Annotated in this window: 22 protein-coding genes; all 22 read right to left on the bottom strand. The window is 49.4% G+C overall.

Annotated elements, in window-relative coordinates; genetic code table 11:
* Nucleotides 1–190 precede the first annotated feature (190 nt).
* A complete protein-coding gene (locus tag EDM59_RS03365) occupies nucleotides 191–832 on the bottom strand; it encodes a RecX family transcriptional regulator (RefSeq protein ID WP_122922321.1) in 642 nt (213 codons plus the stop codon).
* 118 nt (nucleotides 833–950) lie between these two features.
* On the bottom strand, nucleotides 951–2,009 hold the full coding sequence (gene recA, locus EDM59_RS03360; RefSeq protein WP_122922320.1) for a recombinase RecA: 1,059 nt from the start codon (nucleotides 2,007–2,009) through the stop codon (nucleotides 951–953).
* 171 nt (nucleotides 2,010–2,180) lie between these two features.
* On the bottom strand, nucleotides 2,181–3,770 hold the full coding sequence (locus EDM59_RS03355; RefSeq protein ID WP_092266735.1) for a DEAD/DEAH box helicase: 1,590 nt from the start codon (nucleotides 3,768–3,770) through the stop codon (nucleotides 2,181–2,183).
* 7 nt (nucleotides 3,771–3,777) lie between these two features.
* Nucleotides 3,778–5,022: a competence/damage-inducible protein A gene (locus EDM59_RS03350; protein ID WP_122922319.1), complete on the bottom strand. Its 1,245-nt coding sequence runs from the start codon at nucleotides 5,020–5,022 to the stop codon at nucleotides 3,778–3,780.
* A 107-nt stretch (nucleotides 5,023–5,129) separates the two neighbouring features.
* Nucleotides 5,130–5,705, bottom strand: a complete 576-nt coding sequence (gene pgsA / locus EDM59_RS03345) for a CDP-diacylglycerol--glycerol-3-phosphate 3-phosphatidyltransferase (protein ID WP_122922318.1) — start codon at nucleotides 5,703–5,705, stop codon at nucleotides 5,130–5,132.
* Entirely contained in the window at nucleotides 5,706–7,052 is a 1,347-nt protein-coding gene (gene rimO / locus EDM59_RS03340; RefSeq protein WP_122922317.1) for a 30S ribosomal protein S12 methylthiotransferase RimO, read from the bottom strand.
* A 111-nt stretch (nucleotides 7,053–7,163) separates the two neighbouring features.
* On the bottom strand, nucleotides 7,164–8,063 hold the full coding sequence (locus tag EDM59_RS03335) for a helix-turn-helix domain-containing protein (RefSeq protein WP_092266731.1): 900 nt from the start codon (nucleotides 8,061–8,063) through the stop codon (nucleotides 7,164–7,166).
* Nucleotides 8,064–8,075: 12 nt separating this feature from the next.
* Nucleotides 8,076–8,855, bottom strand: coding sequence for a YmfK family protein (locus tag EDM59_RS03330; RefSeq protein ID WP_092266730.1), 780 nt, complete (start codon nucleotides 8,853–8,855; stop codon nucleotides 8,076–8,078).
* Nucleotides 8,856–8,961: 106 nt separating this feature from the next.
* Nucleotides 8,962–9,231 carry a DUF3243 domain-containing protein gene (locus EDM59_RS03325; protein WP_122922316.1) on the bottom strand — a complete coding sequence of 90 codons (270 nt, stop codon included), beginning with the start codon at nucleotides 9,229–9,231 and terminating at the stop codon, nucleotides 8,962–8,964.
* Between the two features lie 101 nt (nucleotides 9,232–9,332).
* Entirely contained in the window at nucleotides 9,333–10,067 is a 735-nt protein-coding gene (ymfI, locus tag EDM59_RS03320) for an elongation factor P 5-aminopentanone reductase (protein WP_122922315.1), read from the bottom strand.
* A gap of 9 nt (nucleotides 10,068–10,076) precedes the next feature.
* Complete coding sequence (yfmH, locus tag EDM59_RS03315; protein ID WP_122922314.1) at nucleotides 10,077–11,369, bottom strand: EF-P 5-aminopentanol modification-associated protein YfmH; 1,293 nt, start codon at nucleotides 11,367–11,369, stop codon at nucleotides 10,077–10,079.
* A gap of 3 nt (nucleotides 11,370–11,372) precedes the next feature.
* The gene (gene yfmF / locus EDM59_RS03310; protein ID WP_122923354.1) at nucleotides 11,373–12,668 is read right to left on the bottom strand and encodes an EF-P 5-aminopentanol modification-associated protein YfmF; all 1,296 of its coding nucleotides are present in this window, start codon (nucleotides 12,666–12,668) and stop codon (nucleotides 11,373–11,375) included.
* Nucleotides 12,669–12,825: 157 nt separating this feature from the next.
* Complete coding sequence (locus EDM59_RS30925) at nucleotides 12,826–12,981, bottom strand: hypothetical protein (RefSeq protein WP_183192786.1); 156 nt, start codon at nucleotides 12,979–12,981, stop codon at nucleotides 12,826–12,828.
* 48 nt (nucleotides 12,982–13,029) lie between these two features.
* Entirely contained in the window at nucleotides 13,030–14,223 is a 1,194-nt protein-coding gene (locus EDM59_RS03305) for a stalk domain-containing protein (protein WP_122922313.1), read from the bottom strand.
* Nucleotides 14,224–14,303: 80 nt separating this feature from the next.
* A complete protein-coding gene (locus EDM59_RS03300) occupies nucleotides 14,304–15,263 on the bottom strand; it encodes an ABC transporter permease (RefSeq protein WP_092266725.1) in 960 nt (319 codons plus the stop codon).
* Nucleotides 15,263–16,336, bottom strand: a complete 1,074-nt coding sequence (locus EDM59_RS03295) for an ABC transporter permease (protein ID WP_122922312.1) — start codon at nucleotides 16,334–16,336, stop codon at nucleotides 15,263–15,265. Before EDM59_RS03295 ends, EDM59_RS03300 begins: the two co-directional genes overlap by 1 nt.
* Nucleotides 16,329–17,843: an ABC transporter ATP-binding protein gene (locus tag EDM59_RS03290; RefSeq protein ID WP_183192853.1), complete on the bottom strand. Its 1,515-nt coding sequence runs from the start codon at nucleotides 17,841–17,843 to the stop codon at nucleotides 16,329–16,331. The genes EDM59_RS03295 and EDM59_RS03290 overlap by 8 nt, the downstream gene beginning before the upstream one ends.
* A gap of 119 nt (nucleotides 17,844–17,962) precedes the next feature.
* Nucleotides 17,963–19,018, bottom strand: a complete 1,056-nt coding sequence (locus EDM59_RS03285) for a BMP family lipoprotein (RefSeq protein WP_122922310.1) — start codon at nucleotides 19,016–19,018, stop codon at nucleotides 17,963–17,965.
* Nucleotides 19,019–19,076: 58 nt separating this feature from the next.
* Nucleotides 19,077–19,802 (bottom strand): GntR family transcriptional regulator, encoded by a 726-nt coding sequence (locus EDM59_RS03280; RefSeq protein ID WP_092266721.1) that lies wholly within the window; start codon nucleotides 19,800–19,802, stop codon nucleotides 19,077–19,079.
* Nucleotides 19,803–20,025: 223 nt separating this feature from the next.
* Nucleotides 20,026–22,401: an FtsK/SpoIIIE family DNA translocase gene (locus EDM59_RS03275; protein WP_122922309.1), complete on the bottom strand. Its 2,376-nt coding sequence runs from the start codon at nucleotides 22,399–22,401 to the stop codon at nucleotides 20,026–20,028.
* A 128-nt stretch (nucleotides 22,402–22,529) separates the two neighbouring features.
* Nucleotides 22,530–22,760: a YlzJ-like family protein gene (locus EDM59_RS03270; protein ID WP_092266719.1), complete on the bottom strand. Its 231-nt coding sequence runs from the start codon at nucleotides 22,758–22,760 to the stop codon at nucleotides 22,530–22,532.
* Nucleotides 22,757–23,584, bottom strand: a complete 828-nt coding sequence (locus EDM59_RS03265) for a ClpP family protease (protein ID WP_122922308.1) — start codon at nucleotides 23,582–23,584, stop codon at nucleotides 22,757–22,759. The genes EDM59_RS03270 and EDM59_RS03265 overlap by 4 nt, the downstream gene beginning before the upstream one ends.
* Nucleotides 23,585–23,611: the final 27 nt, after the last annotated feature.

Raw genomic sequence — 23,611 nt, 5'->3', positions numbered from 1 at the left:
GGACATTCGACTAAAAAACAAGACCGATTCGACTCGGTCCGCTGAATCCGCACTCGTCGCACGGGTCTTCAGTTGTTTCCACAGGCAACGAGTAAGAAAACCAGCAAAAAGTTATGATACACCAAGTAAATACAAATCTATTTTATTATTTGTGAACAAGAATTGTCAAGATCATGCAAAAAGGGGCATCCTATTCCCCTGTGCGTTGACGCAATTCGCCTCGAATCTGTTGAATGACGCCATGTGAAAACCCTTTTCTCATCAGCATCGACAGCAATTTCCGCTCTTCGTCGGGATTCGGTGCTCCCTCGAGTCTCTTTGCCTTCTTTTCTATCAGTGCTCTCGCCGCAATGAGCTCATCTTCACGAGAAACGGCCCGTACGGCATCCTCCACGATCCCTCGCTCTACTCCCCTTTGTTGTAGCTCCATACGCAGCATATAGGGACTTCTCGGCTTTAAGCGCAGCCTCTCATCCACCCACTGGCGAGCAAATGCCTCGTCGTCTATGTACCCTTGCTCCTGGCACCGCTCGCAAACTTCCTCTGCTATAGAAGGTAGAAAGCCCTTTTCAACCAAATAGGAGTTTAGCTGACTTTTTGTCCGTGGACGAAATCCCAGGTAGCGCAAAGCTCCCAGATAGGCACGATGCTTTTCCTCCGCTACCAGCACTTCATGAAAAAAGGCCTCGTCGACCTCTGTCCCTTTAAAAAGATTGTACTTTACCAATATATCCTCATGTACGGAGAATGCATACTCCTCATTTAAATCTATATGATAGCGCTGCTTTTGCTTGTTGTCCCGATGAACGGCAGTAATCGTACCACTTTTCATCGCTGTCCCTCCCTTCTCCCCTACTCACAAGTGCTGCTTCTCCTAAGGTCTGGCTACCCTTTCTATTACGTGAACAAAACAGCCTGTCGCAAGGACAGGCTGTTTCTGAATCACTTGTTTACTCCAAATCAAAGGCTGGTTCTTCCTCTTGCTCAGGATCAATGACTGCTTCCCCTTCTGGAATGGAACCAGGATTAAGGCTGAAGTACTCACGGACCTTTGTTTCGATCTGAGCAGCAACATGTGGATTTTCTTTCAAGTAGACCTTTGAATTTTCGCGGCCTTGGCCGAGACGCTCTTCGTTAAAGGAGTACCAAGCCCCGCTCTTCTGTACGACATCGATTTCCGAGCCAATGTCGAGGATACTGCCCTCTCTGGAGATACCTTCACCGTACATGATGTCTACTTCCGCAACCTTGAACGGAGGAGCTACTTTATTTTTTACGACCTTGATCTTCGTTTTGCTACCCAGGATATCGTTGCCTACCTTGATGGACTCAGCTTTACGCACATCCAGACGCACGCTCGCATAGAACTTGAGGGCACGTCCACCTGGAGTCGTTTCCGGGTTACCGAACATGACGCCCACTTTTTCACGCAGCTGGTTAATGAAGATGGCAATCGTCTTGGACTTGTTGATCGCACCGGACAGTTTGCGCAGAGCCTGAGACATCAGACGAGCCTGCAAACCAACGTGGGAATCTCCCATCTCGCCCTCGATCTCTGCTTTTGGTACCAATGCAGCTACCGAGTCCACTACGATAATATCTACAGCGCCAGAGCGCACCAATGCTTCTGCGATTTCCAGTGCTTGCTCACCTGTGTCAGGCTGAGACAGCAAGAGCTCATCGATATTGACTCCCAGCTTAGCAGCGTATACAGGATCCAATGCATGCTCCGCATCGATAAACGCAGCTTGTCCACCCTGCCTTTGTACTTCCGCAATCGCGTGGAGTGCTACGGTTGTTTTACCGGAAGACTCTGGACCGTAGATTTCCACAATACGGCCACGTGGGAATCCACCCACACCCAGAGCGATATCAAGCGCAAGAGCACCACTGGATACGGTAGAAATTTGAACGTTGGCTACTTCCCCCAACTTCATAATGGACCCTTTTCCGAACTGTTTTTCTATTTGACGCAAAGCACTTTCCAAAGCTGCGCGACGATCTGACAAATGGTACACACCCTTTCACATTTCGCTTCTGTTTTGCTTGTTTCCATCATACCTCGAGACAGAATGGTTTGCCAAGTATTTTTTGCGAACAAATATTCGCATCATAAAAAGACAGCCATTTGCCCCTCGACGAGGCAAAATGACTGTCTTTTACCAAATAGCTGCGAGGTACTAGGAACGCTTGGCTCCACGTGGCTTCGCTGGCTCCAGGTTGATCCGTTTTCCGTTGATGCGAGTCTGACGCAGGGACTCATACACGAACGCCGCTACTTCTTCTGGCACTTCTACAAACGTGAAGTTCTCAAAGATGTCGATACGGCCAACCGCTTTTCCAGGGATTCCTACGGATTCGGAAATCTCGCGTACGAGATCTTGCGGTTTCATGTTCGCATTGCGTCCCACATTCAGGAAGAAGCGTACCATGCCTTTGGCAGCACCAGTTTCACCAAAGTTGTATGCTTCTGCTTCCTGCGTTTGTCCCGCTTCGCTGTGGAATGCCAGATGCAGGGCTGCAGCAGCTACTTTCTCGGCTGGGTATTGACCTACCAGAGAATCGGCTACTTTTTGATACATATCAGCAATCGCATCGCTTTCCAAGAGGCTGGTCAATTGCTCACGCAGCTGCTCTTGCTTGCGCTCCGCCACTTCTTCGAGGGAAGGAACGTTGCGGGAAAGCACTTGCGCTTTTGTCTGCTTTTGGATGAACATCATTTGTCTGACTTCACGCGGAGTAACCAGCGTCATCGCGATTCCTTTACGGCCTGCACGACCTGTACGGCCAATGCGGTGAACGTAGCTCTCGGAATCCTGCGGAATATCGTAGTTGATGACGTGAGATACGTTGCCAACGTCAATACCGCGCGCGGCCACGTCTGTAGCAATCAGGAACTCGATAGAGCCTTCGCGGAATGCATTCATGACTTTGTCACGCTGCGCTTGGGACAAGTCGCCATGCAGACCGTCAGCCAGGTAACCACGGGATTGCAGTACTTCTGTCAACTCATCTACCCCACGCTTGGTACGGCAGAAGATAATGCCGAGCTCGACATCTTCACTGTCCAGAATCCGACAGAGGCTCTCTACTTTATTGCGGTCAAACACTTTGTAATACACTTGCTCAATCAGAGGAGCTGTCACTTCTTCACGGCTCACTGCGATGGTTTGCGGCTGTTTCATATAACGAGTCGCCAAACGCTTGATTTCAGATGGCATCGTAGCGGAGAACAACAGTGTCTGACGCTCTTCTGGCATCTGGGTGATAATGGTTTCGATATCCTCGATAAAGCCCATGTCCAGCATCTCGTCTGCTTCATCCAGAACGAGGGTATGTACATGATCCAGCTTCAGCGTTTTGCGGCGCAGGTGGTCCATGACGCGTCCTGGCGTACCTACAACTACTTGAACGCCTTGGCGCAGTGCGCGAATTTGATGACCGATGGATTGACCACCGTAGATTGGGAGTGTGCGCACTTTATTGTACTTGGAAATGCGCAGAAGCTCACCTGCTACTTGAATCGCCAGCTCGCGGGTAGGTGTCAGGATAATCGCCTGAACACGGTTCGCCGGGGTCACTTTCTCAATCAAAGGAATCCCGAATGCTGCCGTTTTACCTGTACCCGTTTGAGCTTGACCAATCAGGTCGCCTCCTTCGAGCACTTTCGGAATGCAAGCCGCCTGGATCGGCGATGGCTCTTCAAAGCCCATATCGTGGATGGCTTGAAGAATGGATTTATGTAAAGGAAAATCTGAAAAAATCGTCATGAATACGTCACCTTTCTTTTTGCATTTGAAGCGCGTAGAACAGCGCGAATTTGGCAGCACGGCCAACGATAGCCTGCCTTCTTCCCGCCAGTCGCAGCTCTTTCACCACCGTAGGCAAGCCTTCCGCCGCAATTCCTACGTAGACCAGCCCGACAGGCTTTCCTTCCGAGGAATCCGGGCCAGCTACGCCCGTTACCGAGACCCCATAAGTGGTTCCCAGCTTTTCACGTACATTTTCTGCCAGCAGCTTCGCCGTTTGTTCGCTGACGGCTCCCTCTGTTGCCAGTACTTCTTCTGATACTCCAAGCACTTGATTCTTCACTTCGTTGGTATAGCAGACAATCCCACCGCGAAAGACAGAGGAACTCCCCGGAACAGAGGTAATCAAAGAAGCAACGGTACCACCTGTGCAGCTTTCCGCACAAGCAATGCTCTCCCCTCTTTTCCTAAGTTCATTTACCAGCACCTCATGCAGGGAGGAATCCTCCCCCGTGCCGTAAATGTACTGTCCCACACGATCCCTGATCTCTTTTTCAACAGGCAATATGAGCGCTTCCCCTGCTTCAGCAGTCGCCGCTCTCGCTGTAACGCGCAGAGTCACTTCAAACTCCTTGGCATACGGAGCGATGGTCGGGTTGTCCTGCTTTTCAATCAAGTCCAGCAGGCGTTCTTCCAAAGCTGATTCCCCAATCCCGTAAAAACGGAATACGCGCGAGTGAAACACCTGTTTTTCAGGCAGCAAATCGATCAGATAGGGCATTACATAGCGATCAACCATCGGATACAATTCGCTTGGCGGACCAGGAAGCAATACGAACGTAGTACTGTCATGACGGATCGCCATACCCGGCGCCATTCCGAAATCGTTGGGAAGGACATGGCTCCCAGCCAAAACGAGAGCCTGCTTTCGGTTGTTCTCCGTCATGACAATGCCACGTTGTGTAAAGAAATCCTCGATGTACTTCATGGCGTTTGCATCCGTAACCAAATCTACACCAACGTATGCAGCTACTGTCTCTTTGGTCAGATCGTCCTGCGTCGGTCCAAGCCCTCCAGAGAAGATAACCAGATCGGAGCGTTCTGCTGCCAGGCGAATAACTTGCAGCAGCCGCTCCGAATTATCTCCCACTACCGTATGAAAATAGACCCCGACACCAATCTGCGCCAGCTTTTGAGAAAGAAACTGTGCGTTTGTGTTGGCGATTTGCCCTAGAAGCAGCTCCGTCCCTACCGCGATAATCTCCGCTCTCATCTTCCTCACCCATTCTTACCCAGAATAGAAAAGCCTCTGAACTAACAGTCTATCATCGACAACCGTATTGGAGAAGAGCCTTGTGAAAAAAGAGACCAATACCCGCATTACGAGTATTGGATAACGTTGCGATTCTTCGCAAAGTAGTCGTACCCGGAGTAAATCGTGATGATCACCATTGCCCATGTAGCTACTTCATCGAACGGAATGCCGAGGAATTCGAATGGGAAATTGCGAATCATAACCACTGTAATCGCAACAATCTGCACCCATGTCTTTATTTTACCCAGCGCACTGGCAGCGATAACCTGCCCTTCAGCTGCGGCGATCAATCGCAGACCTGTCACCGCAAACTCTCTGCTGATGATGACAATGGCAATCCACGCTTCTAGCCGTTGCATTTCTACCAACGAGATCAATGCAGCCGAGATGAGCAGCTTATCAGCGAGTGGGTCCAAGAACTTGCCAAAGTTCGTTACGATTTTCCGTTTACGGGCAATGTATCCGTCGAGTCCGTCCGTACTGGCTGCTAGGATAAACACCAAAGCCGCAATCAGCTCGTTATACGTCATCGTCAGGCTGCCAATCGTAAAAGTCCCGATGTTGTAACGCACCAGCAAAAAAAACATAAGTACTGGCACCAGGAAAATCCTGGCGAGGGTGATGCGGTTGGCGAGATTCACCTAGACTACCTCCCCAGCTAAATCGTATTCAAAGGAGTGCGTGATCTTGACCTTTGCGATTGAGCCCAGTTCCCCCTTAAAACCGGAGACGAACACTTCACCGTCAATTTCCGGAGCATCGTATTGCGTACGCCCCACGTAAATGTCATTACGACCTTCATACCGTTCGATCAAGACATCCAGAACCTGCCCAACAAAGCGACTGTTCCGATCGCCTGCCACTTCCCGCTGAATTTCCATCAGCTGGTTGGCACGCTTTTCTTTGACGTCCTCGTCCACATGATCTGGCAATCTGGACGCAGGTGTATCGTCTTCGTTCGAATACGTAAATACACCCAGTCGATCAAAACGAATATCTTTGACAAACTCGCTCAGACGGGCAAAGTCTTCTTCCGTTTCTCCTGGAAAACCAACGATCAACGATGTGCGCAGAGCAACATCCGGTACTTGCTCACGAATTTTCGCGACCAGTTTTCGAATATCAGTCTGGCGGCCAGGACGGCGCATCCTTTTCAGAATGTGATCCTCCGAGTGCTGCAGAGGCATATCCACATATTTGCACACTTTTGGATTTGTTGCGAATGTGTGAATCAACTCATCCGTAAAAAATCCAGGGTACGCATAATGAAGACGGATCCACTGGATTCCGTCCACCTCAGACAAGCGGTTCAACAGTTCTGGAAGCATGAGTTTTCCATCGTAGATGTCGGTACCGTAGTTGGTGGAATCCTGCGCGATCAAGCTAACTTCGACGATTCCTTGTGCAGCGAGATGACGAGCCTCTTCTAGAATGGATTCGATGGTCCGGCTGCGAAATCCTCCGCGCATCAAAGGAATACTGCAAAAAGTACAAGCATTGTCACAGCCCTCTGCAATCTTAATGTATGCAGAATAGGTACCTTCCTTCACTTTCCTCTTCACTACATCTTCATAGGTGAAAATGGGATTGCCTACAAAAATCGGGCGCTTCCCGGCTAATGACTCTTCGATGATCCCTGTAATCGACATAAAATCGCCTGTGCCGACAATGCCGTCTACTTCAGGAATCTCGTTCAAGATATCCTCTTTGTAGCGTTGAGTAAGACAGCCTGCCACTACAAGCGATTTGAGCTTGCCTGATTCCTTCAATTCACCCATTTCGAGAATCTTGTTCACCGATTCTTCCTTGGCTGCATCAATGAAACCACAGGTATTGACGATGACTACGGTTGCTTCCTCAGGGTTATCAACCAATTCATAGCCTTTTTCATCTATCAGATGGGCCATCATGTCCGAATCCACGAGATTCTTCTCACAGCCCAATGTTACAATCGCTACTTTTTCTCGCGAGCCTACCTTCTCTGCCATCATTTTTCCTCCAATTGGTCACACCAGCCCATATTACACCTATACAGTATAATATAAGCGTAAAGGAAGTGTCAAAAGAGACAAAAGAATGAAAGGCAAGCATTTGCCTGCCTACTGAGCTGCAGTCTCTTTCATTTTCAGTGTGATATTCGACGGCATGGATTTCATTTTGGAAGTATCCACGACGACTCCATTCACCGTCAACTCCACCATCATAGGCTTACCCAGACGCACATAAGCGGATTTACCCAGCTCGATCGTCTTCTCTTCGCCCTTTTTCATTTCGCCTTCTTCTACGTACTTCTTGCCCTTCCCTTCAGAAACGCCAAACCAACTGCGGTCATCCTTTACCTTCAGCTTGACCGTCATTTTCTCTTCACCTTGAACAGCGTAATTGTACATGGAACCTTGCTGAGACTCGAATGTAATCGTCGTCTTGGGGGTTTCCGTGACGGGGTCCGTTGTGACCGTTCCTGGATCCGTGGTCGGTGTGACATTGCTTGGGGGTTGTGGTGTTTGAGCGATCGGCGAAGTAGCTGCTCCACCGCCACCATTGCCAGGAGTGACGATCTCCGCACCAGGGTTGACCGTGCCACCTGGAACTGGCTGTGTCATTGTGCCACCGTTGTTCACTGCAGCTATGTAAATGACGCCAATGATCAAGGCGATGAACAACACGAGAAGTGTCTTGGTTACCCATCTGCCAGCCTGCAATGGGCTGTTGGTCGATGCGACTCGTCTGCGGCGCAGTCTTTCTACCTGTTCGGTAGGTGGCTGGGCAGGCAAATCGGACTGGAAGTGACTCATGATGTGATTCGGATCGAGACCAACAGCTTCCGCGTAACTCTTTATGAACGCACGCGCGTAAAAGTGGCCAGGAAGTACGTGAAAATGACCCCTCTCAATGGCTTCCAAATAACGTCTCTGTATCTTTGTGATACGTTGGATGTCGTCGAGCGTGATTCCTTTTTCTTCGCGGGCCCTTTGTAGTACTTGACCAAGCTCAGACACAGCTGCCCCTCCTTAATTCATTTCAAAATTATCAAAGCCGCGATTATTGATTAATTCGTAGGTAATTTCCTCGTCCGGATGATGGCGAAGCTCAATAATGTAATGGAAATCGGACAGCTCATATTCCGACTCTCTCACAAAAATATCCGGGTGCTCAATAATTTTCGCGGCTGGGAAATTCATGATTTCCCGAAGCAAAGTGTAGTGCTTTTCCGTAGAACGAAGCGTCGACACAATGCCATCTATCAAATATACATGATCGGTAGACATTTCATCAATGGCAAGAGAACTTCTTACCGTTTGACGCAGAAGAGTAGAGGAAATAAACGTCCATCTTTTGTTGGCGGAGACGCTGGCTGCGATCATAGATTCTGTCTTTCCAACGCGAGGCATTCCCCGAATCCCAATCAATTGGTGGCCTTCTCTTTTCAAGATTTCCGACATAAAGTCAACCAGCAGACCCAGTTCTTCGCGAACAAAGCGAAACGTTTTTTTGTCCTCGCTGTCGCGCTCGATATAGCGACCATGACGAACAGCCAAGCGGTCAAGCATGGTTGGCGGACGCAGCCTCGTTATGGTTATGTTGTCCATTTTTTGTACAACGTTGCGCAATACCTCAATTTTTTCATCGTCGTCCGTCAGCAGCAGCATGCCTCTTCGCATGGTATCTACACCATTGATGGTCACGATGTTAATGTTCAACATCCCCAGAATAGAAGCGACGTCCCCGAGCAAACCAGGTCGGTTGCGAGCGATCTCATACTCCATATACCATTCTTTTATTGCTTCCATATGCATTCCTCTCCGACATACAGATTCTCTTCTTATGTAGTATATCACTTTCCCATCAATCGACAATCCGGGAAAAGAAAAATCCCCAAAATAGGGGATTTAAAGGTTAACTGCCACGATTAATGTTTTCTGGATTTTGTACAAGCTTTACCATCAAAGACGCCAGAGCTTGCTGTTGCTGTGGGTCTCCAGCATCCCAAAGCTGCTTGAGCAGACGCTCCTGGTCGTTCTTCGGATCCACTTGTTCCGAGAGATAACCGCCGATTTGGTAAGCAACATTTTGCAGGGTATCACTTTCCATACCTGCTTGCTTCGCTTGCTCTACGCGATCACCGAGAAACTCTTTCCAGTCGCGAAAATTGTCAAGAACTGACATAGGAATTCCCTCCTTAAGTACGTTGTGAACAGCTTGCTGCCCACACAGAGGTAGAATTCCACTCCTACTCACGAATTATGCAGACCTTACATACTTACCGCTTACGTGTACCAGCCGCCATTCGGACTGATGATCTGACCTGTTACATAGCTCGCTTCCCTAGACAGCAGAAAGCGGACGACAGCCGCTACTTCCGCTGGCTGACCCAGCCGGTTCGCAGGAATTTCTTCTGCGATCATCTCCAGCTCATCCGGGGAGAAGCGCTCCATCATGCCCCCAGAAATAGCACCAGGAGCCACTGCATTGACCGTAATTCCGTTGGGCGCCAGCTCTTTTGCCAGAGCCTTCGTAAATGTATTAACAGCGCCTTTTGTCAGAGAATACAGGACTTCACAGGAACCGCCCGTCATGCCCCAAATGGAGGATATATTTACGATACGCCCATACCTTTCACGAAGCATGGCCGGCAGAGCGGCTTGCGTAACGAGAAAAGCGGAACGCACATTGGCAGCCACCAGCTCATCGAACTGCGCAACCGAGACATCGGAAAAAAGCCCGATATGATCCGCAGAAGCGTTGTTGACAGTAAGCAGTGGCGCAATCGCCATCTGCTGAAACATGGCCGTAATTTGATGCGGGTCACGCAAATCTGCCTGCACTTTGAAAAAAGGGATGCCAAGCTGCTGGCACAGCTGAACGAGTCCATTCAGCTTGTGCTCGGATTGATAGTAATGCAAATAAAGCGGGACTCCCGCATGAGCCAGACAAGCTGCGATCGCCTGCCCGAGCTCACCGGAAGCTCCCGTCACTAACGCCCATGGCGTCTGTTGATTCATCTGAATTCACTACTCCTGTGGCGAAGCGGAACGCACAATGGATACGGCCATCTGCCCGCTGGCAAAATGCTCGTGCAAGCGTTTTTCCACGTCTTCGCGTGTGATCGACTCGAGCGTCGGCACTACGGTAAAGAGATCGTTCCCGTTGAACTTAAAGCTCGTAAACTGATTTGCGATAAACTCAACTGAGTTGAGCGAACGCAAGAAATTTCCGATCTTCTTCCGCTTGGCTCTCTCAAAGTCATCCTGGTCGATTCCTTTTTGCTTCAGCTGCTCTATCTCTGCCTGGATTGTCTGCACCAGCTTTTCAGGATCCGGCGTATCACCGCCCATGATGGTATACGCATAATCCTGTTCGCTGCTGTAGTCAAAATCAAAGCTTTCCGTAATCAGCTCGCTGTCGTACAGTCTTTCGTACACAGCGGAGCTGGTGCCAAACGCAATGTCCAATAACAGTTTCGTAGTCAAATCCCGCTTTAACAAGGCTTCCTTCGTCAAGCCCTGCTCTCTTTCCTTAATGCCAATCATGCACTTCGGCAGACCGACCGCCAAGGATGCCTCAATCTTTGCTTGGGCAGGCTCTGGCTGTTCTGTCGGAAAGAGCCGTGTGATCTGTGGTGCAGGTGAAAACTCTTTCGACGATTGGTTGTCTCGAATCAGCTTCATGATCGCTTCTGGCTCAAAGGACCCCACTACAAGCAGCAGCATGTTGGCTGGATGGTAAAACGTTTCGTAGCATTGATACAAGTATTCTTTGGTGATGTGGGAAATCGTTTCGACCGTCCCTGCTATTTCAATATGGATCGGATAGTCCTTGTACATGGCTTTCAGGAGATTCATGTAGACCTTCCAGTCAGGATTGTCGTCGTACATGGTAATTTCCTGCCCGATGATCCCTTTCTCTTTCTCTACGCTGGCATCCGTAAAATACGGCTCCTGTACGTAGTCCAAGAGCAGATTCAGGTTGTCATCCAATTTGTCCGTGCAGGAGAAGAGATACGCCGTCCGATTAAAGCTCGTGAACGCATTGCACGATGCTCCGTTTTTACTGAACTCATGCATGACATCGCGATCTTTTTTCTCAAACATCTTGTGCTCGAGGAAATGGGCAATGCCATCCGGAACGTTGATTTCCTCACCATTCCTTGTGCGGAAATGACTATCGATGGAGCCATATCTCGTCGTAAAAACGGCATAGGTCTTACTAAAGCCCTGCTTTGGCACAAGATAGACCTGGAGCCCGTTTGGCAAAGTCTCGTTGTAAACGGTTTCGTTGACCTGTTCAAATTTGGTGGTCTGCATCGATTACGCCTCTCCCTTCTTGTCGCGCAGCAGATAAATCGTATCGATTTCCACTTTCTCCGCTACCTTTTTGATGTCTTCAATCGTTGTGGTTTCAATCCCTTTGAGCAATTCGTCCAAACGACGCTTGCGTCCGCTAACCAGCCCGTTGTAGGTAAACTCGATCATTCCACGCGCACTGTCGAGCAGCTCGCGGAACTGGTTGGACAGGGTCGCTCTTGTCTGACTCATTTCTTCTTCTGAGATCTTCCCCTGGCGCATAGAGTCCATCTGCTGCTTGATAATCTCTACAGCCCGTTGATATTTGTTTACATCGATGCCTGACATGATCATCATGATCCCTTTGTGGCTTTCCAGACGAGAGACCGCATAGTAGGCAAGGCTCTCCTTTTCCCGTACATTCACGAACAGCTTGGAGTGCGGGAAACCGCCAAGAACGCCATTGTATAGCAGCAAAGCCGGATAGTCTTCGTCTTTATAGGTGATATGCGTGCGGCAGCCGATGTTCAACTTGGCCTGGTTGACATCCAAGCGGTCGATTACTTCCCGCTCATCCGCAACCTTTACGGAAGCTTGGCTGATCTCGAGCGCCCCAACCTGTGATCTTTCCAGCGGAATATGCTTCTGGATCGCTTGCTCCACCTCTTTTGGCGCAACGTCTCCTACGACAAACATGTTAATGGGGTTTGTTGTAGTAATCTGCTTGAAATAGGTGTAGAGCTCTTGCCCTGTAATGGCAGGAAGATCCTTCACTCTGCCCTGGATCAGCAAGGAAAACGGCTCTCCCTTGCACATTTCCTCGGTGATCCGCTGGTTCGCATACTTCATTTTGTCATCAATCAAGCTTTCCACACGCTTGCGAAGCGTTTCCTTTTCCTGCGCGACATACTTTTCTAAGAATGCGCCGTTCTCTACATGAGGTCTGGTCAGCATATCGCCCACGAACTGGATCGCTTGCTCCAGGAGCGAATCCTCCTTGGACAAATACTTTTCGTTCGGCACTTCCATGTAAATCTGAAGGATTTGCCGTTCTCCCTTTTTCGTAACGTCTACATCAAAGATCGCTCCATACAGAAAATCGAGGTGAGCACGCAGCAGCTTCGTCTCAGGAAAACGAGCACTCGCCCGCTTCATGACCATAGCGAGCAAAGCTGTTTTTGTTACCGTCTCCTCCGATAAAGCCTGTTCGATCATGGTCACAATCGTTGTGGTTTTGAATTTGCCCGTTGGCAAAATATGTACATTCATCCCATGAATCTGGGTACTTTGAAACGCGATATCCGTTATGTTCGCAGCCATTGCTCTATCTCCCTTCTCCATCAGCGTACTCTCCTCTATTGTAACCAATTGACAGGCCATCAAGCATGCGAAACTTCATCGCGAAGTGCATTTTATCGTCCTATTTTGCAATTTATGCAACAAAAAAAAGAAAAAGGAGCACCATCGCTCCTTTTTCTCACAAATCACTATAGTCCCATTCCGTCCGCTCGTCCTCGATGGCCGTCTCTTCTACAAATCGTCCGCAGTCATCGGAAAGACAAAGCATACCATCCAAATGTTCATCATGAAAGGGAAGTCCGTGATTTCCCCCACAATACGGGCAAACCCACATGCAGAGCCCTCCTTATCTAAAAAAGGATTACGCTGTTAGTTTGTCCCGTTACGAGATGGGATTCTCCAATTTATTTTGTTCCCAGTAGCGCAAATAGTAATAAGGATCTACTGCTTTTCCGTTGCTGTTTTGATAAAGTCCGAAGTGGAGATGCGAATCAAACATCCCAGCTGTACCCGGTCCTCCGTAGCCAGTATCCCCCACAAATCCAATGAGCTGGCCAGCTCGCACGGTACCCCCGACCTTCAAGCCAGGAACATATGCGCTCAAGTGTGCATAATACATCCGGAAACGACCGTCTTCATCCGTAATATTGACTCGCCATCCCCCATACGTATTCCAGCCTACTCGATTGATTGTCCCGTTTGATACCGAATATACCGGTGTTCCCTTAGGAGCCATGATGTCGATGCCCTCGTGATTACGGACACTTCCGTCGTTGCTCTCTGTCCATTCCCGATCAGAACCGAAGCTGTCCCCGTATGGCTCGTACCAGCTTGCCTCCGAAAAAGGAAAGTAGTACTTGTCATCGAGCAGCCGACTGTCGCCTACTTCTTTTGAAAGCGGATGGGCGGCTTTGCGGGAACCTTCCGGCAAAAACAGCAATTGCTGAATGGTCAAAAAGTCTGTAGACAAATAATTGTTCTTTTTAACCTCTTCTACAGTGGTGTCGTGACTATTTGCAATTTCGCTTATTGTGTCCCCTGCCTGCACGACGTAAGGATTTTTTGCATATTCAATCACTGCTGCCGTATCCTCAACAGGCTTTGTTTGAATCATCGCCACTTGCGATTTGTTATCCCAATAAACCTGATACCCCATGGCCTCACTGACAAAGCGGATTGGGACTACTGTTCGCTTATTGACGACCATGGCAGGAGCATCGAGTGTAACCCGTTTCCCATCGACATACGCTGTCCGACTGTCTAGAAGCAAGACCACTCGCTTGCCTTTTTCGGTAACAGTCACCTGACGTGTATCCGCTTCATAGGTTACATTTGCACCCGTTTTTTCTGCGATCACTCGAATCGGTACAAGCATCCGACCATTTTGACGGATCGGCTGTACGTCCGTGCTGATTCCTTTCCCGTCAATTACCAGCGAAATGACAGGTCCAGGCTCTGCTGCAAAAGCAGGTCCTGTTGCATTCGGAACAGTTATACCCAGTCCCAGACAAATAAAAAAAGCGCCTAGAACCTTTGTCCACAGACGAATGCTGTTTTTATGTAAACAGCGGTTCATCTAAATCCCTCCCCGCGCAATGCTACATAGAGCATTATCTCACAGGGAAAGAAGACGGTTCTAGACGCAAATTATGTCAACTAACGAGAGCCTGTATCGTATGGTTTACCCAGTGCCGCAGGTGCATTGGAGCGACCAACCAGTCCTGCCATCACGAGGATCGTCAATACGTACGGCAGCATGAAGATAAACTCCGTTGGCACATACTTCGTCAATCCGAAGATTTGCACCAGCGACTTGATCGCCTGAGCTACACCGAAGAACAGCGCTGCTCCCATCGCACCAGCTGGATGCCACTTCCCGAAAATCAACGCCGCAATCGCAATAAAGCCTTGGCCCGATACAGTGTTGTGAGAAAAGTTGGAGGTAGTTGTCAGAGAGATTGTCGCTCCTCCCCAAGCAGCCAAAGCTCCGCTAATCATGACAGCCATGTAGCGCATCTTTTTCACATTGATCCCGACCGTATCTGCCGCCCGTGGATGTTCACCCACAGCACGCAATCGCAGACCAAATGGCGTTTTAAATACAAGATACCATGTGAAAAACACCATGATAAACGCAAGGTAGCTCGTCGGATACGCTTCAAAAATGGCATGTCCCAAGTAAGGAATATCGTGCAGAACAGGAATGCTCCACTTGCCAAAAACGCTGGACAGCGTAGTCGTTTGACCTGCTCCGTTAAAAATGATCTTTGTCAAATAAACAGACAATCCCGCTGCCAGGAAGTTGAGCGCTACCCCACTCACCGTTTGGTCAGCTTTGAAGGTCACGGATGCTACAGCATGAGGGAGTGCAAAAATGGCACCGGCAATCCCTGCAGCTAAAAATCCAATCCAAGGGGCTCCACCAGCAAAGGAGTCCTGAAAGGCATAGGTGATGACAGCACCGGTAAACGCCCCGATAATCATCATCCCCTCCAAAGCGATGTTCACAACACCCGATCGCTCTGAATAAAGACCACCCAACGACGCAAAAATCAAGGCAGTGGAAAACACGATGGTATCATGAACGAGGTTACTTGCAATTAATCCCCAATCCATCAGTTTCCACCTTCCTTTTTCTTCTTCATGATAGGTTTCACAAAAATCTTCACGATGCCGTGCGCCGCCACAAAGAAAATGACAGATGCGATCACGACACGAATCAGTTCAACAGGTACGCCCGCTCCGAACTTCATACCGGCTGCCCCGAATGTAAGAATACCAAACAGAATAGCTCCTAGTACGACGCCAAGAGGTGTGTTACCACCAATCAGGGCAACGGCGATACCATCGAAGCCATACCCTGGTTGAGCTGTCATGATGGCTTGGTAGTGGAAGACACCCAGAATCTCGCAAGCTCCACCAATCCCAGCAAACATCCCGCCAATGAACATCGCTTTCACGACGTTGCGATTGACGTTCATACCTGCGTACTCAGACGCATGCGGGTTCAACCCTACTGCACGCAGTTCATAGCCGGATTTCGTTTTCCAAAGGATAACGTAAAAGAAAATGGCAGCAAGCACCGCAATCAAGGTTCCCCAGTGCAAACGCGCACTGTCAAACATCGTGGACAACCAGCCAATCGTAATGATCGCCGAGTCGTGGATCATTTCTGAGCGTTGCTGCCCAGATGGTACGAAAAACGCATTCATGATCCAGTTTGCCAGGTAGAGTGCTACCCAGTTCAGCATGATGCTTGTAATGACTTCATTTACGCCGCGGGCCGCTTTCAAATACCCCGCAATGGAGCCCCACAAGCCACCCGCAACAGCCCCTGCAATAATCGCGAGAGGAGCGTGGATGTAAGCAGGCAGATCCATGGATACACCAACTGCTGTGGAGGCGATCATCCCGACGATGAATTGTCCCTCTGCACCGATATTGAACAATCCGGTACGAAAGGCAAACGCCACGGAAAGCCCCGTAAAAATCAATGGGGTAATCTGGCGGATCGTTTCCCCAAAGTTATATGCGTTACCGAATACTTTTTCAAGGAGCGACATGTAAGCCTTGATCGGATTGAATCCCCCTGCCAGCATTGCGATCGCACCCGTCAGCAGTCCGAGAATAATCGCAACAAGCGGGACGAGAAACGACTCTTTTGTAAAAACGGCAATAACTCTATTCATCGTTTCCCCCTCCTTGCATCCGTTTTCCGCCGGACATCAACAGGCCAAGCTCTTGCTCCGTTGTCGCTTTCGCATCGACGATCCCTACGATGTTTCCTTCATAAATAACGGCAATGCGATCGGAAACATTGATGACCTCATCCAGCTCAAGCGAGAGCAGCAAAACTGCCTTTCCTTTGTCACGTTGTTCGATCAAACGGCGATGAATGAACTCGATCGCACCTACGTCCAAACCGCGTGTTGGCTGGGCAGCGATCAAAAGATCTGGATTTTTGTCAACCTCGCGAGCGATAATCGCCTTTTGCTGGTTCCCACCAGACAGGGCACGCGCAGGTGTGTAAATGCTCGGTGTACGAACGTCAAATTCTTCAATGAGTTTGGCCGCGTGCTTGTCAATAGCGCCATAATCGAGAAATCCGTTCTTGTTAAAAGTCGGATGGAAGTACGTTTCCATTACCATGTTCTCGCTCATAGTGAAATCCAGGATCAATCCGCGCTTATGTCTATCTTCTGGAATGTGGGACAAGCCTGATTCCGAGATACTGCGCGGTGTCTGATTGGTGATTTCTTTCCCATTCAGAAGTACACGACCGCTTGAAGCCCTCCGGAGTCCGGTCAAAACTTCGATCAGCTCACTTTGACCATTGCCATCAACCCCAGCAATGCCGAGAATCTCTCCCGCTCGAACTTCCAAACTGAGATTGTTCAGGGCGTTGACCCCACGATTTCCGAGAGCAGTCAAGTTTTCTACTGCCAGAATAGTCTCTTTTGGTTGAGCCGCCTGCTTGTCTACTCGGAAGTTGACCTCGCGACCTACCATCTTGGCTGCCAATTCATCCGGATTCGTCTCTTTGACCAGAACAGAGTCAATGACTTTCCCTCTGCGAATGATAGTACACGCATCACACACGGCCATGATTTCTTTCAGCTTGTGTGTAATGAGAATAATGGTCTTACCTTCTTTGACCAAATTATGCATGATTTCGATCAGCTCATTGATTTCCTGAGGGGTCAAAACGGCAGTCGGTTCATCGAAAATCAGGATATCTGCACCCCGATACAGCGTTTTCAAAATCTCAACCCGCTGCTGCATCCCTACCGAAATGTCCTGGATCTTGGCTCGTGGATCTACTTTTAATCCGTATTGATTGGATAGCTGCTCCACGGCCTTTTCGGCGGTTTTGATATCTATCTTCAACCCGTTTTTCGGTTCATTTCCTAATACAATGTTTTCTGTTACCGTGAAAGTTTCAACCAACATGAAATGCTGATGCACCATTCCAATACCAAGCTCGTTTGCTTTATTGGGATTTGTGATTTTTACCGGTGTTTCATTGATAAGGATTTCGCCTTCATCAGGTTGATAAAGACCAAATAAAATATTCATCAGTGTAGACTTGCCTGCCCCATTCTCCCCGAGAAGGGCGTGAATTTCCCCTTGCTTAACAGATAGCGTGATGCTATCGTTCGCAACGATTCCTGGGAAACGTTTGGTAATTCCTCGCATCTCAACAACACTCTTTACCGGATTCAACCATGTTCCCCCCGTTTTTGTGGGTCTAGTTTGAAGGTAAAGAACAAGGCTAGTTGCTCGAACTAGCCTTGTCCGTTTGCAGCTTCAATTAATTATTTTTCAGGTACTGTGATTTCGCCTTTAACGATTTTTTGCTTGTACTCATCAACCAGCTTCAAAACGTCTTCAGGAACGTTTTTGTTGGAAGTGGATGCGAGACCAACGCCGTCTTCAGCCAGACCCAGCCATTTGATACCGCCTTGGAATTTACCGTCGATCAGGTCTTTGGAAACGCGGTAAACTGCTTCGTCAACACGTTTAACCATGGAAGTCAGAGTTACTTCATCACCGAAAGTCAGGGATTGGTCTTTGTCAACACCGATTACCCATACATTTTCGCCTTTTGCTTTACGGTCTTTTGCTTCGTTAAACACACCGTCACCAGTTCCGCCGGAAGCGTGGAAGATGATATCAGCGCCTTGACCGTACATTTGGGATGCAGTGGATTTACCGAGGTCTGGTTTGTCAAATGCACCTGTGTATACTTTCAATACTTTTACGCTTGGATCTACTGCTTTTACCCCAGCTTCAAAGCCGAGTTCGAAACGCTTGATTACTGGGATCTCAACGCCGCCTACAAAACCAACTGTTTTGGTTTTGGTCATTTTCGCAGCAACTACCCCAGCCAGGAAGGAACCTTCATGCTCTTTAAACAGAACGGATTCCACGTTTGGAGCGTCTACTTCTGCGTCAATGATCGCAAGTTTTGCATCTTTGTTTTCATCTGCCACTTTTTTCAGGTGGTCTCCCATCAGGAAGCCGATACCCCAAGTCAGATCCCATTTGTCTTTAACAAATTGAGTCAGGTTTGGTACATAATCAGCATCGCTAGTGGATTGAAGATAGTTTACGTTGTCTTTCGGCAGGTTCAGGTCAGTTTGCAGTTTTTGCAGACCTTCCCATGCGCTTTGGTTGAAGGAGTTGTCGTTTACCCCGCCAACGTCGGTTACCATACCGATTTTTACGGTTGGTGCTGCACCACCTGCTGCTCCGCCAGTTGCCCCACCTGCTTGACCTTGTGGTTGTGCTTCTGGTTTGCTACCACACCCAGCCAGAACGAGAGACAGGCTGAGAGCTGTCACAGACAGCACAGAAAGAACTTTCTTCATCTGAGAATACCCCCTGTTTTTAGTCGAATGAAATTGTTGAGTGAGGTCGCCCCCACGGTTACAACCGTCTCCGTACGACGTGAAAGTGAATCTTGTCGGCCCTGAAGTAGTTATGGGAGTAGAGAACAGGCCGCTCGCTTTCGTCGTAATGAATCTGTTTGAGCAAGAGAAGCGGCGTAGACTTGTCACAATGTAGCAGATTGGAAACCTTTTCATTGTAGCCCATGGGTTCAATCTCAGCTACAGCGTAAGCAATACGAAGCCCCGTCGCACTCTCGAGCCATTTAAAGATAGACTCTCCTACAGCAGTGTAGCCCTCTGGAACCAGGTGTGCGGGAATGCGGTCAACACAATAGACCACAGGCTCCCCATCAGCCGTACGAATGCGCTCCACAATCAGCACGCCTTCGCCCGGATTCAGTGACAGTTTTTTTCGCTCTTCTTCAGCAGACTCGCCAAAGGATGTTTTCAGGATCATCGTGCCCGCTGCATACCCTTGACGCTCAATCGCATCCGTCACACTAAAGAGTTCCCCAATTCCACCTGAAAAAACAGGTTTTGCATTGATAAAGGTGCCAACTCCATGCCGACGAATGACAATCTTCTCTTCTTCTAGAAGACGCAGTGCTTCTCGAAGAGTCGCCCTGCTAACGCCTAACTGTTTTGACAGTTCTGCCTCGGAAGGGAGTCGTTCACCTGGTCGCAAGTCCCCTGACTCGATATCTCCCTTGATTTTGTCCATTACCAAGAGACAAAGCGATCGAACATTGCCTTTGATGCTCATTGTCATTCACTCCTGCTGTCCATTAGCCATCCCAACAGGTAGGACGTCAGACCTCTGATTCGTATGGGAAACGATACAACAATTTCCTTCAATCTCGTAAAAATTTTAACCTAGGGGCGTGTATCATGCAAGCCAAATATTTATGAATAAATGTGCAGAAACATAAAGATTTGTGTGACTACACGCCCATTGTTCTGAATACGTACCCAAGCCTATTCGCCTATCAAGAGATATTACTTTCGATGGAAGGCCTTGGAAGTCTGACTTCCCGCGGTTTACTGCCTTCATAAGGCCCCACTACACCTTGTGCCTCCATCATGTCAATCAGCCGTGCTGCACGCGTATATCCCACACGCAATCGACGCTGCAGCAGCGATGCGGAGGCCGTCTGCGCTTCCGAGACTATTTGCACAGCCTGGTCGTACAGTTCATCATCAACCACAGGCTGCTGCTCTTCCTGCACGTCACCCGGGATCATTTCCTCGTTATAGCGCACCTCTTGTTGCTCTTTCACGAAGCGAACGACTTCCTCCACTTCCTTATCGGATACGAACGCCCCTTGGACACGTACCGGTTTGGAAGCACCCATCGGCAGTGAGAGCATATCTCCTCTGCCCAACAGCTTTTCTGCTCCCCCCATGTCCAAAATGGTTCGGGAATCCGCCATTGAAGAAACACCAAAAGCAATGCGGGACGGAATGTTCGCCTTGATGACCCCTGTGATCACGTCTACCGAAGGACGCTGTGTAGCAATGATCAGATGTATGCCGGATGCACGCGCCATTTGGGCCAGTCGGCAGATCGCGTCCTCGACTTCTCCCGGAGCGACCATCATCAAGTCGGCCAACTCGTCTACGATTACGACAATGTACGGCAGTGGAGCTCCTTCTACCTGCGCATTGTACATCTCAATATTTCGGCTGCCCGTTTTGGCAAACAGATTGTAGCGGCGTTCCATCTCTGCTACTACCTTTTTCAAGGCAACAGAAGCCCGGCGCGGGTCCGTAACTACGGGAGCCAGCAAGTGCGGGATCCCATTGTAGACGTTCAGCTCAACCATTTTGGGGTCAACCATCATGAGCTTGACTTCCTCTGGCTTTGCCTTGAACAGAATACTCATAATCAACCCGTTGATACATACGGATTTACCACTACCGGTCGCACCAGCTACCAGCAAGTGAGGCATTTTGGTCAGGTCTGCCACGATCGGTTCGCCTGAAATATCTCTTCCCAGCGCCACTGTGAGCTTCCCAGGTGCATCCTGATACTCGGATGACTCGAGCACCTCGCGCAGGGACACGACGGCGACCTCCGAATTCGGCACTTCAATCCCGATCGCCGATTTGCCTGGAATGGGAGCTTCGATCCGAATATCTTTTGCCGCCAATGCCAGTGCCAGGTCGTCCGTCAAGCTGACAATCCGGCTGACTTTTACGCCTACTGCTGGCTGCACTTCATAACGCGTTACGGCCGGTCCCCGATGTACTTCGGAGACAGTCGCACTCACGCCAAAGCTTTTCAAGGTTTGGACGAGCTTGTTCGCATTGGAAGTGTGGTCCACCTCTTTTCCTGCCCCGCTTGCCTTGGGACGGGAAAGCATTAGCAGACTTGGCAGCTCATAAGGCACTGCAGGCTGTGATTCGTCCTTTTCCAATGTGCCAAATATCTCTTCCTCCCCTTCCAGGGAGAAAGTGATTTCCTGCTTTGCTGCTTGCTTGCTCGCTGCGCGACTTGGTTGTGGAGCTGCTTCTCCCTCTTCCTCCATCGCGATTCGATCTGTGAAATCCTTAATGACGGGTGCGATCGCTGCGGAGCCATCCTCTGACATTCCATGCGGCTGCCTGGCTTCTTGATTGTGAATATCGTGAATGATGGGAACCACGATCGCAGCACCTGTCTCGGTTTCCTGTTTCGCCTTACGTGCCTCTCGGGCTTCCTTGGCTTCTTGCTTGCGCTTGTCATTTTCCTCCTGCAGGAGCTGGACTGAATCCTTAACGGTATCCTTTGCTTTTCCATACATTTGTGCCATTTTGTCGCGCAGGAACATGAGAATATTCACGTACGACAGGTTGAACAAGAACATGATACCGACCAAAAACAGAAAGACAATAATCAAACCGGTACCGATCGTTCCTACCAGACCATTGCTGATCGCAAAGACGATTCCCCCCAGCATCCCTCCGCCAACGCCGGTTGTGGATACCTTCTGACTATGATCCAGCCACAGCCTGTCCCACGTAATGCGAAGGATGCTCTGCTCTGCAAACTTGCCGTCCGCCGTGACTTGCTTGTAGAGAATCATATGATCCCATGTGCAAATTGCCATAGCGATCAGGACGATGCCAAGCACGCGGTAAGTCAACCGCGGCGCCTTCCTCGTAAACATCATGTGGAGCGCCATTCCAATCAGAAGGACTGGAATGAGAAAATCCCAAGACCCAGCTATAAAACGGAAGAGGAATGCGAGAATGTTTTTCCCCAGCCATCCGCTTTCCAACAGCCCGATCAAAGATAGGACAATGACGATTAGCCCCAGCAGTTCTATTTTGACGACCGAGGCCAATGCCGCTTGCGACTGCTCCCTTTTTCTTCTACTCAGATGGCACGCCTCCTTTTCCTATATTTCTGATATGTACACCAAATGGTAAAAAGGCAGCCGTCCGCTGTTCGGCTGCTGTTCGTACACATCTAGTATAACACAGGAAATTCATAGAAATACAGGACTTCTTAGGAGTTCCACTCTGGCTGGAATTGAACAGTCTGGCCTGGTGCGAAGTGAGGTTTCAGGTAGTCCTGCGGGTCTGGGCTGATGAGCCTGACAATCTTTCCTTCGAAAGGACCTGTCTGCTCCACCAGCATCGTGGCATGCCCGAATGTTACCTCCTTGAGCTCTTGCTTCTCGACCAGATCCATGTTGGCAAATACCGTTTCGGAAGGCATCACGGAATGCAGGATCATTGCAGCACCTCATCTTTGCCTTTACGTGCGTTTTCCATCAGCTCATTGAGCTTTTTAAGTGCGCTGCCAAGTCCACCTACTTCATCAATCAGTCCGTACTTGACTGCATCCGCGCCAATGACATTGGTCCCGATATCACGGGTCAACTCGCCTGTTCGCGTCATTAATTCGCGGAATTGCTGTTCAGAGATTTTGGAGTGCCGGGCGATAAAGCTGACTACGCGATCTTGCATTTTATCCAGATACTCAAAGGTTTGCGGCACGCTGATCACGAGCCCCGTCAAGCGAATAGGGTGAATCGTCATCGTTGCCGTTTCGGCAATAAATGAGTATGTACCTGCTACTGCGATCGGCACACCGATGCTGTGTCCGCCACCGAGCACCAAGGTTACCACCGGCTTTGAGAGCGAAGACACCATCTCGGCAATCGCCAAGCCCGCCTCCACATCACCGCCTACCGTGTTGAGAATGACAAGCACACCCTCAATCTTGCTGTTTTGTTCGGCTGCGACAAGCTGCGGGATGAGATGCTCATATTTGGTTGTCTTATTTTGTGGTGGTAATTGGATGTGACCTTCTACTTGCCCGATAATACTCATACAATAGATATTGCTTTCCAGCTGTGGGACGTTCGTCTGTCCCAACTGCGTGATGGAGTCAAGCAGTTTTTTCTTAGGATCTTCAGGCCCTGGCGCTTCTGCAGGCGGGGCGGGATTCGGCTCTTGCTCCTCCGCAGGAGATGGCGGCGGAGAACTTTGCATTTTCGTCATGGCACTTGCAAAAGGCGGCCGATTCAAATAATCGGTGAATTGTTGCTTTGACATGAATGATCCTCCCTCACTTTCTTCTGT

The organism is Brevibacillus nitrificans (assembly GCF_003710965.1).
GTDB lineage: Bacteria > Bacillota > Bacilli > Brevibacillales > Brevibacillaceae > Brevibacillus > Brevibacillus centrosporus.
The sequence above is the reverse complement of the archived record's forward strand: the minus strand, read 5'-3'. Positions and strand labels throughout refer to the sequence as shown.

Coding starts and splice junctions, on each gene's coding strand:
- EDM59_RS03365 (WP_122922321.1), bottom strand. CDS start 832: ATGAAAAGTGGTACGATTACTGCCGTTCATCGGGACAACAAGCAAAAG.
- EDM59_RS03355 (WP_092266735.1), bottom strand. CDS start 3,770: ATGACGATTTTTTCAGATTTTCCTTTACATAAATCCATTCTTCAAGCC.
- EDM59_RS03350 (WP_122922319.1), bottom strand. CDS start 5,022: ATGAGAGCGGAGATTATCGCGGTAGGGACGGAGCTGCTTCTAGGGCAA.
- rimO (WP_122922317.1), bottom strand. CDS start 7,052: ATGGCAGAGAAGGTAGGCTCGCGAGAAAAAGTAGCGATTGTAACATTG.
- EDM59_RS03330 (WP_092266730.1), bottom strand. CDS start 8,855: ATGGAAGCAATAAAAGAATGGTATATGGAGTATGAGATCGCTCGCAAC.
- EDM59_RS03325 (WP_122922316.1), bottom strand. CDS start 9,231: ATGTCAGTTCTTGACAATTTTCGCGACTGGAAAGAGTTTCTCGGTGAT.
- ymfI (WP_122922315.1), bottom strand. CDS start 10,067: ATGAATCAACAGACGCCATGGGCGTTAGTGACGGGAGCTTCCGGTGAG.
- yfmH (WP_122922314.1), bottom strand. CDS start 11,369: ATGCAGACCACCAAATTTGAACAGGTCAACGAAACCGTTTACAACGAG.
- yfmF (WP_122923354.1), bottom strand. CDS start 12,668: ATGGCTGCGAACATAACGGATATCGCGTTTCAAAGTACCCAGATTCAT.
- EDM59_RS30925 (WP_183192786.1), bottom strand. CDS start 12,981: ATGTGGGTTTGCCCGTATTGTGGGGGAAATCACGGACTTCCCTTTCAT.
- EDM59_RS03305 (WP_122922313.1), bottom strand. CDS start 14,223: ATGAACCGCTGTTTACATAAAAACAGCATTCGTCTGTGGACAAAGGTT.
- EDM59_RS03300 (WP_092266725.1), bottom strand. CDS start 15,263: ATGGATTGGGGATTAATTGCAAGTAACCTCGTTCATGATACCATCGTG.
- EDM59_RS03295 (WP_122922312.1), bottom strand. CDS start 16,336: ATGAATAGAGTTATTGCCGTTTTTACAAAAGAGTCGTTTCTCGTCCCG.
- EDM59_RS03290 (WP_183192853.1), bottom strand. CDS start 17,843: ATGCGAGGAATTACCAAACGTTTCCCAGGAATCGTTGCGAACGATAGC.
- EDM59_RS03285 (WP_122922310.1), bottom strand. CDS start 19,018: ATGAAGAAAGTTCTTTCTGTGCTGTCTGTGACAGCTCTCAGCCTGTCT.
- EDM59_RS03280 (WP_092266721.1), bottom strand. CDS start 19,802: ATGAGCATCAAAGGCAATGTTCGATCGCTTTGTCTCTTGGTAATGGAC.
- EDM59_RS03270 (WP_092266719.1), bottom strand. CDS start 22,760: ATGATCCTGCATTCCGTGATGCCTTCCGAAACGGTATTTGCCAACATG.
- EDM59_RS03265 (WP_122922308.1), bottom strand. CDS start 23,584: ATGTCAAAGCAACAATTCACCGATTATTTGAATCGGCCGCCTTTTGCA.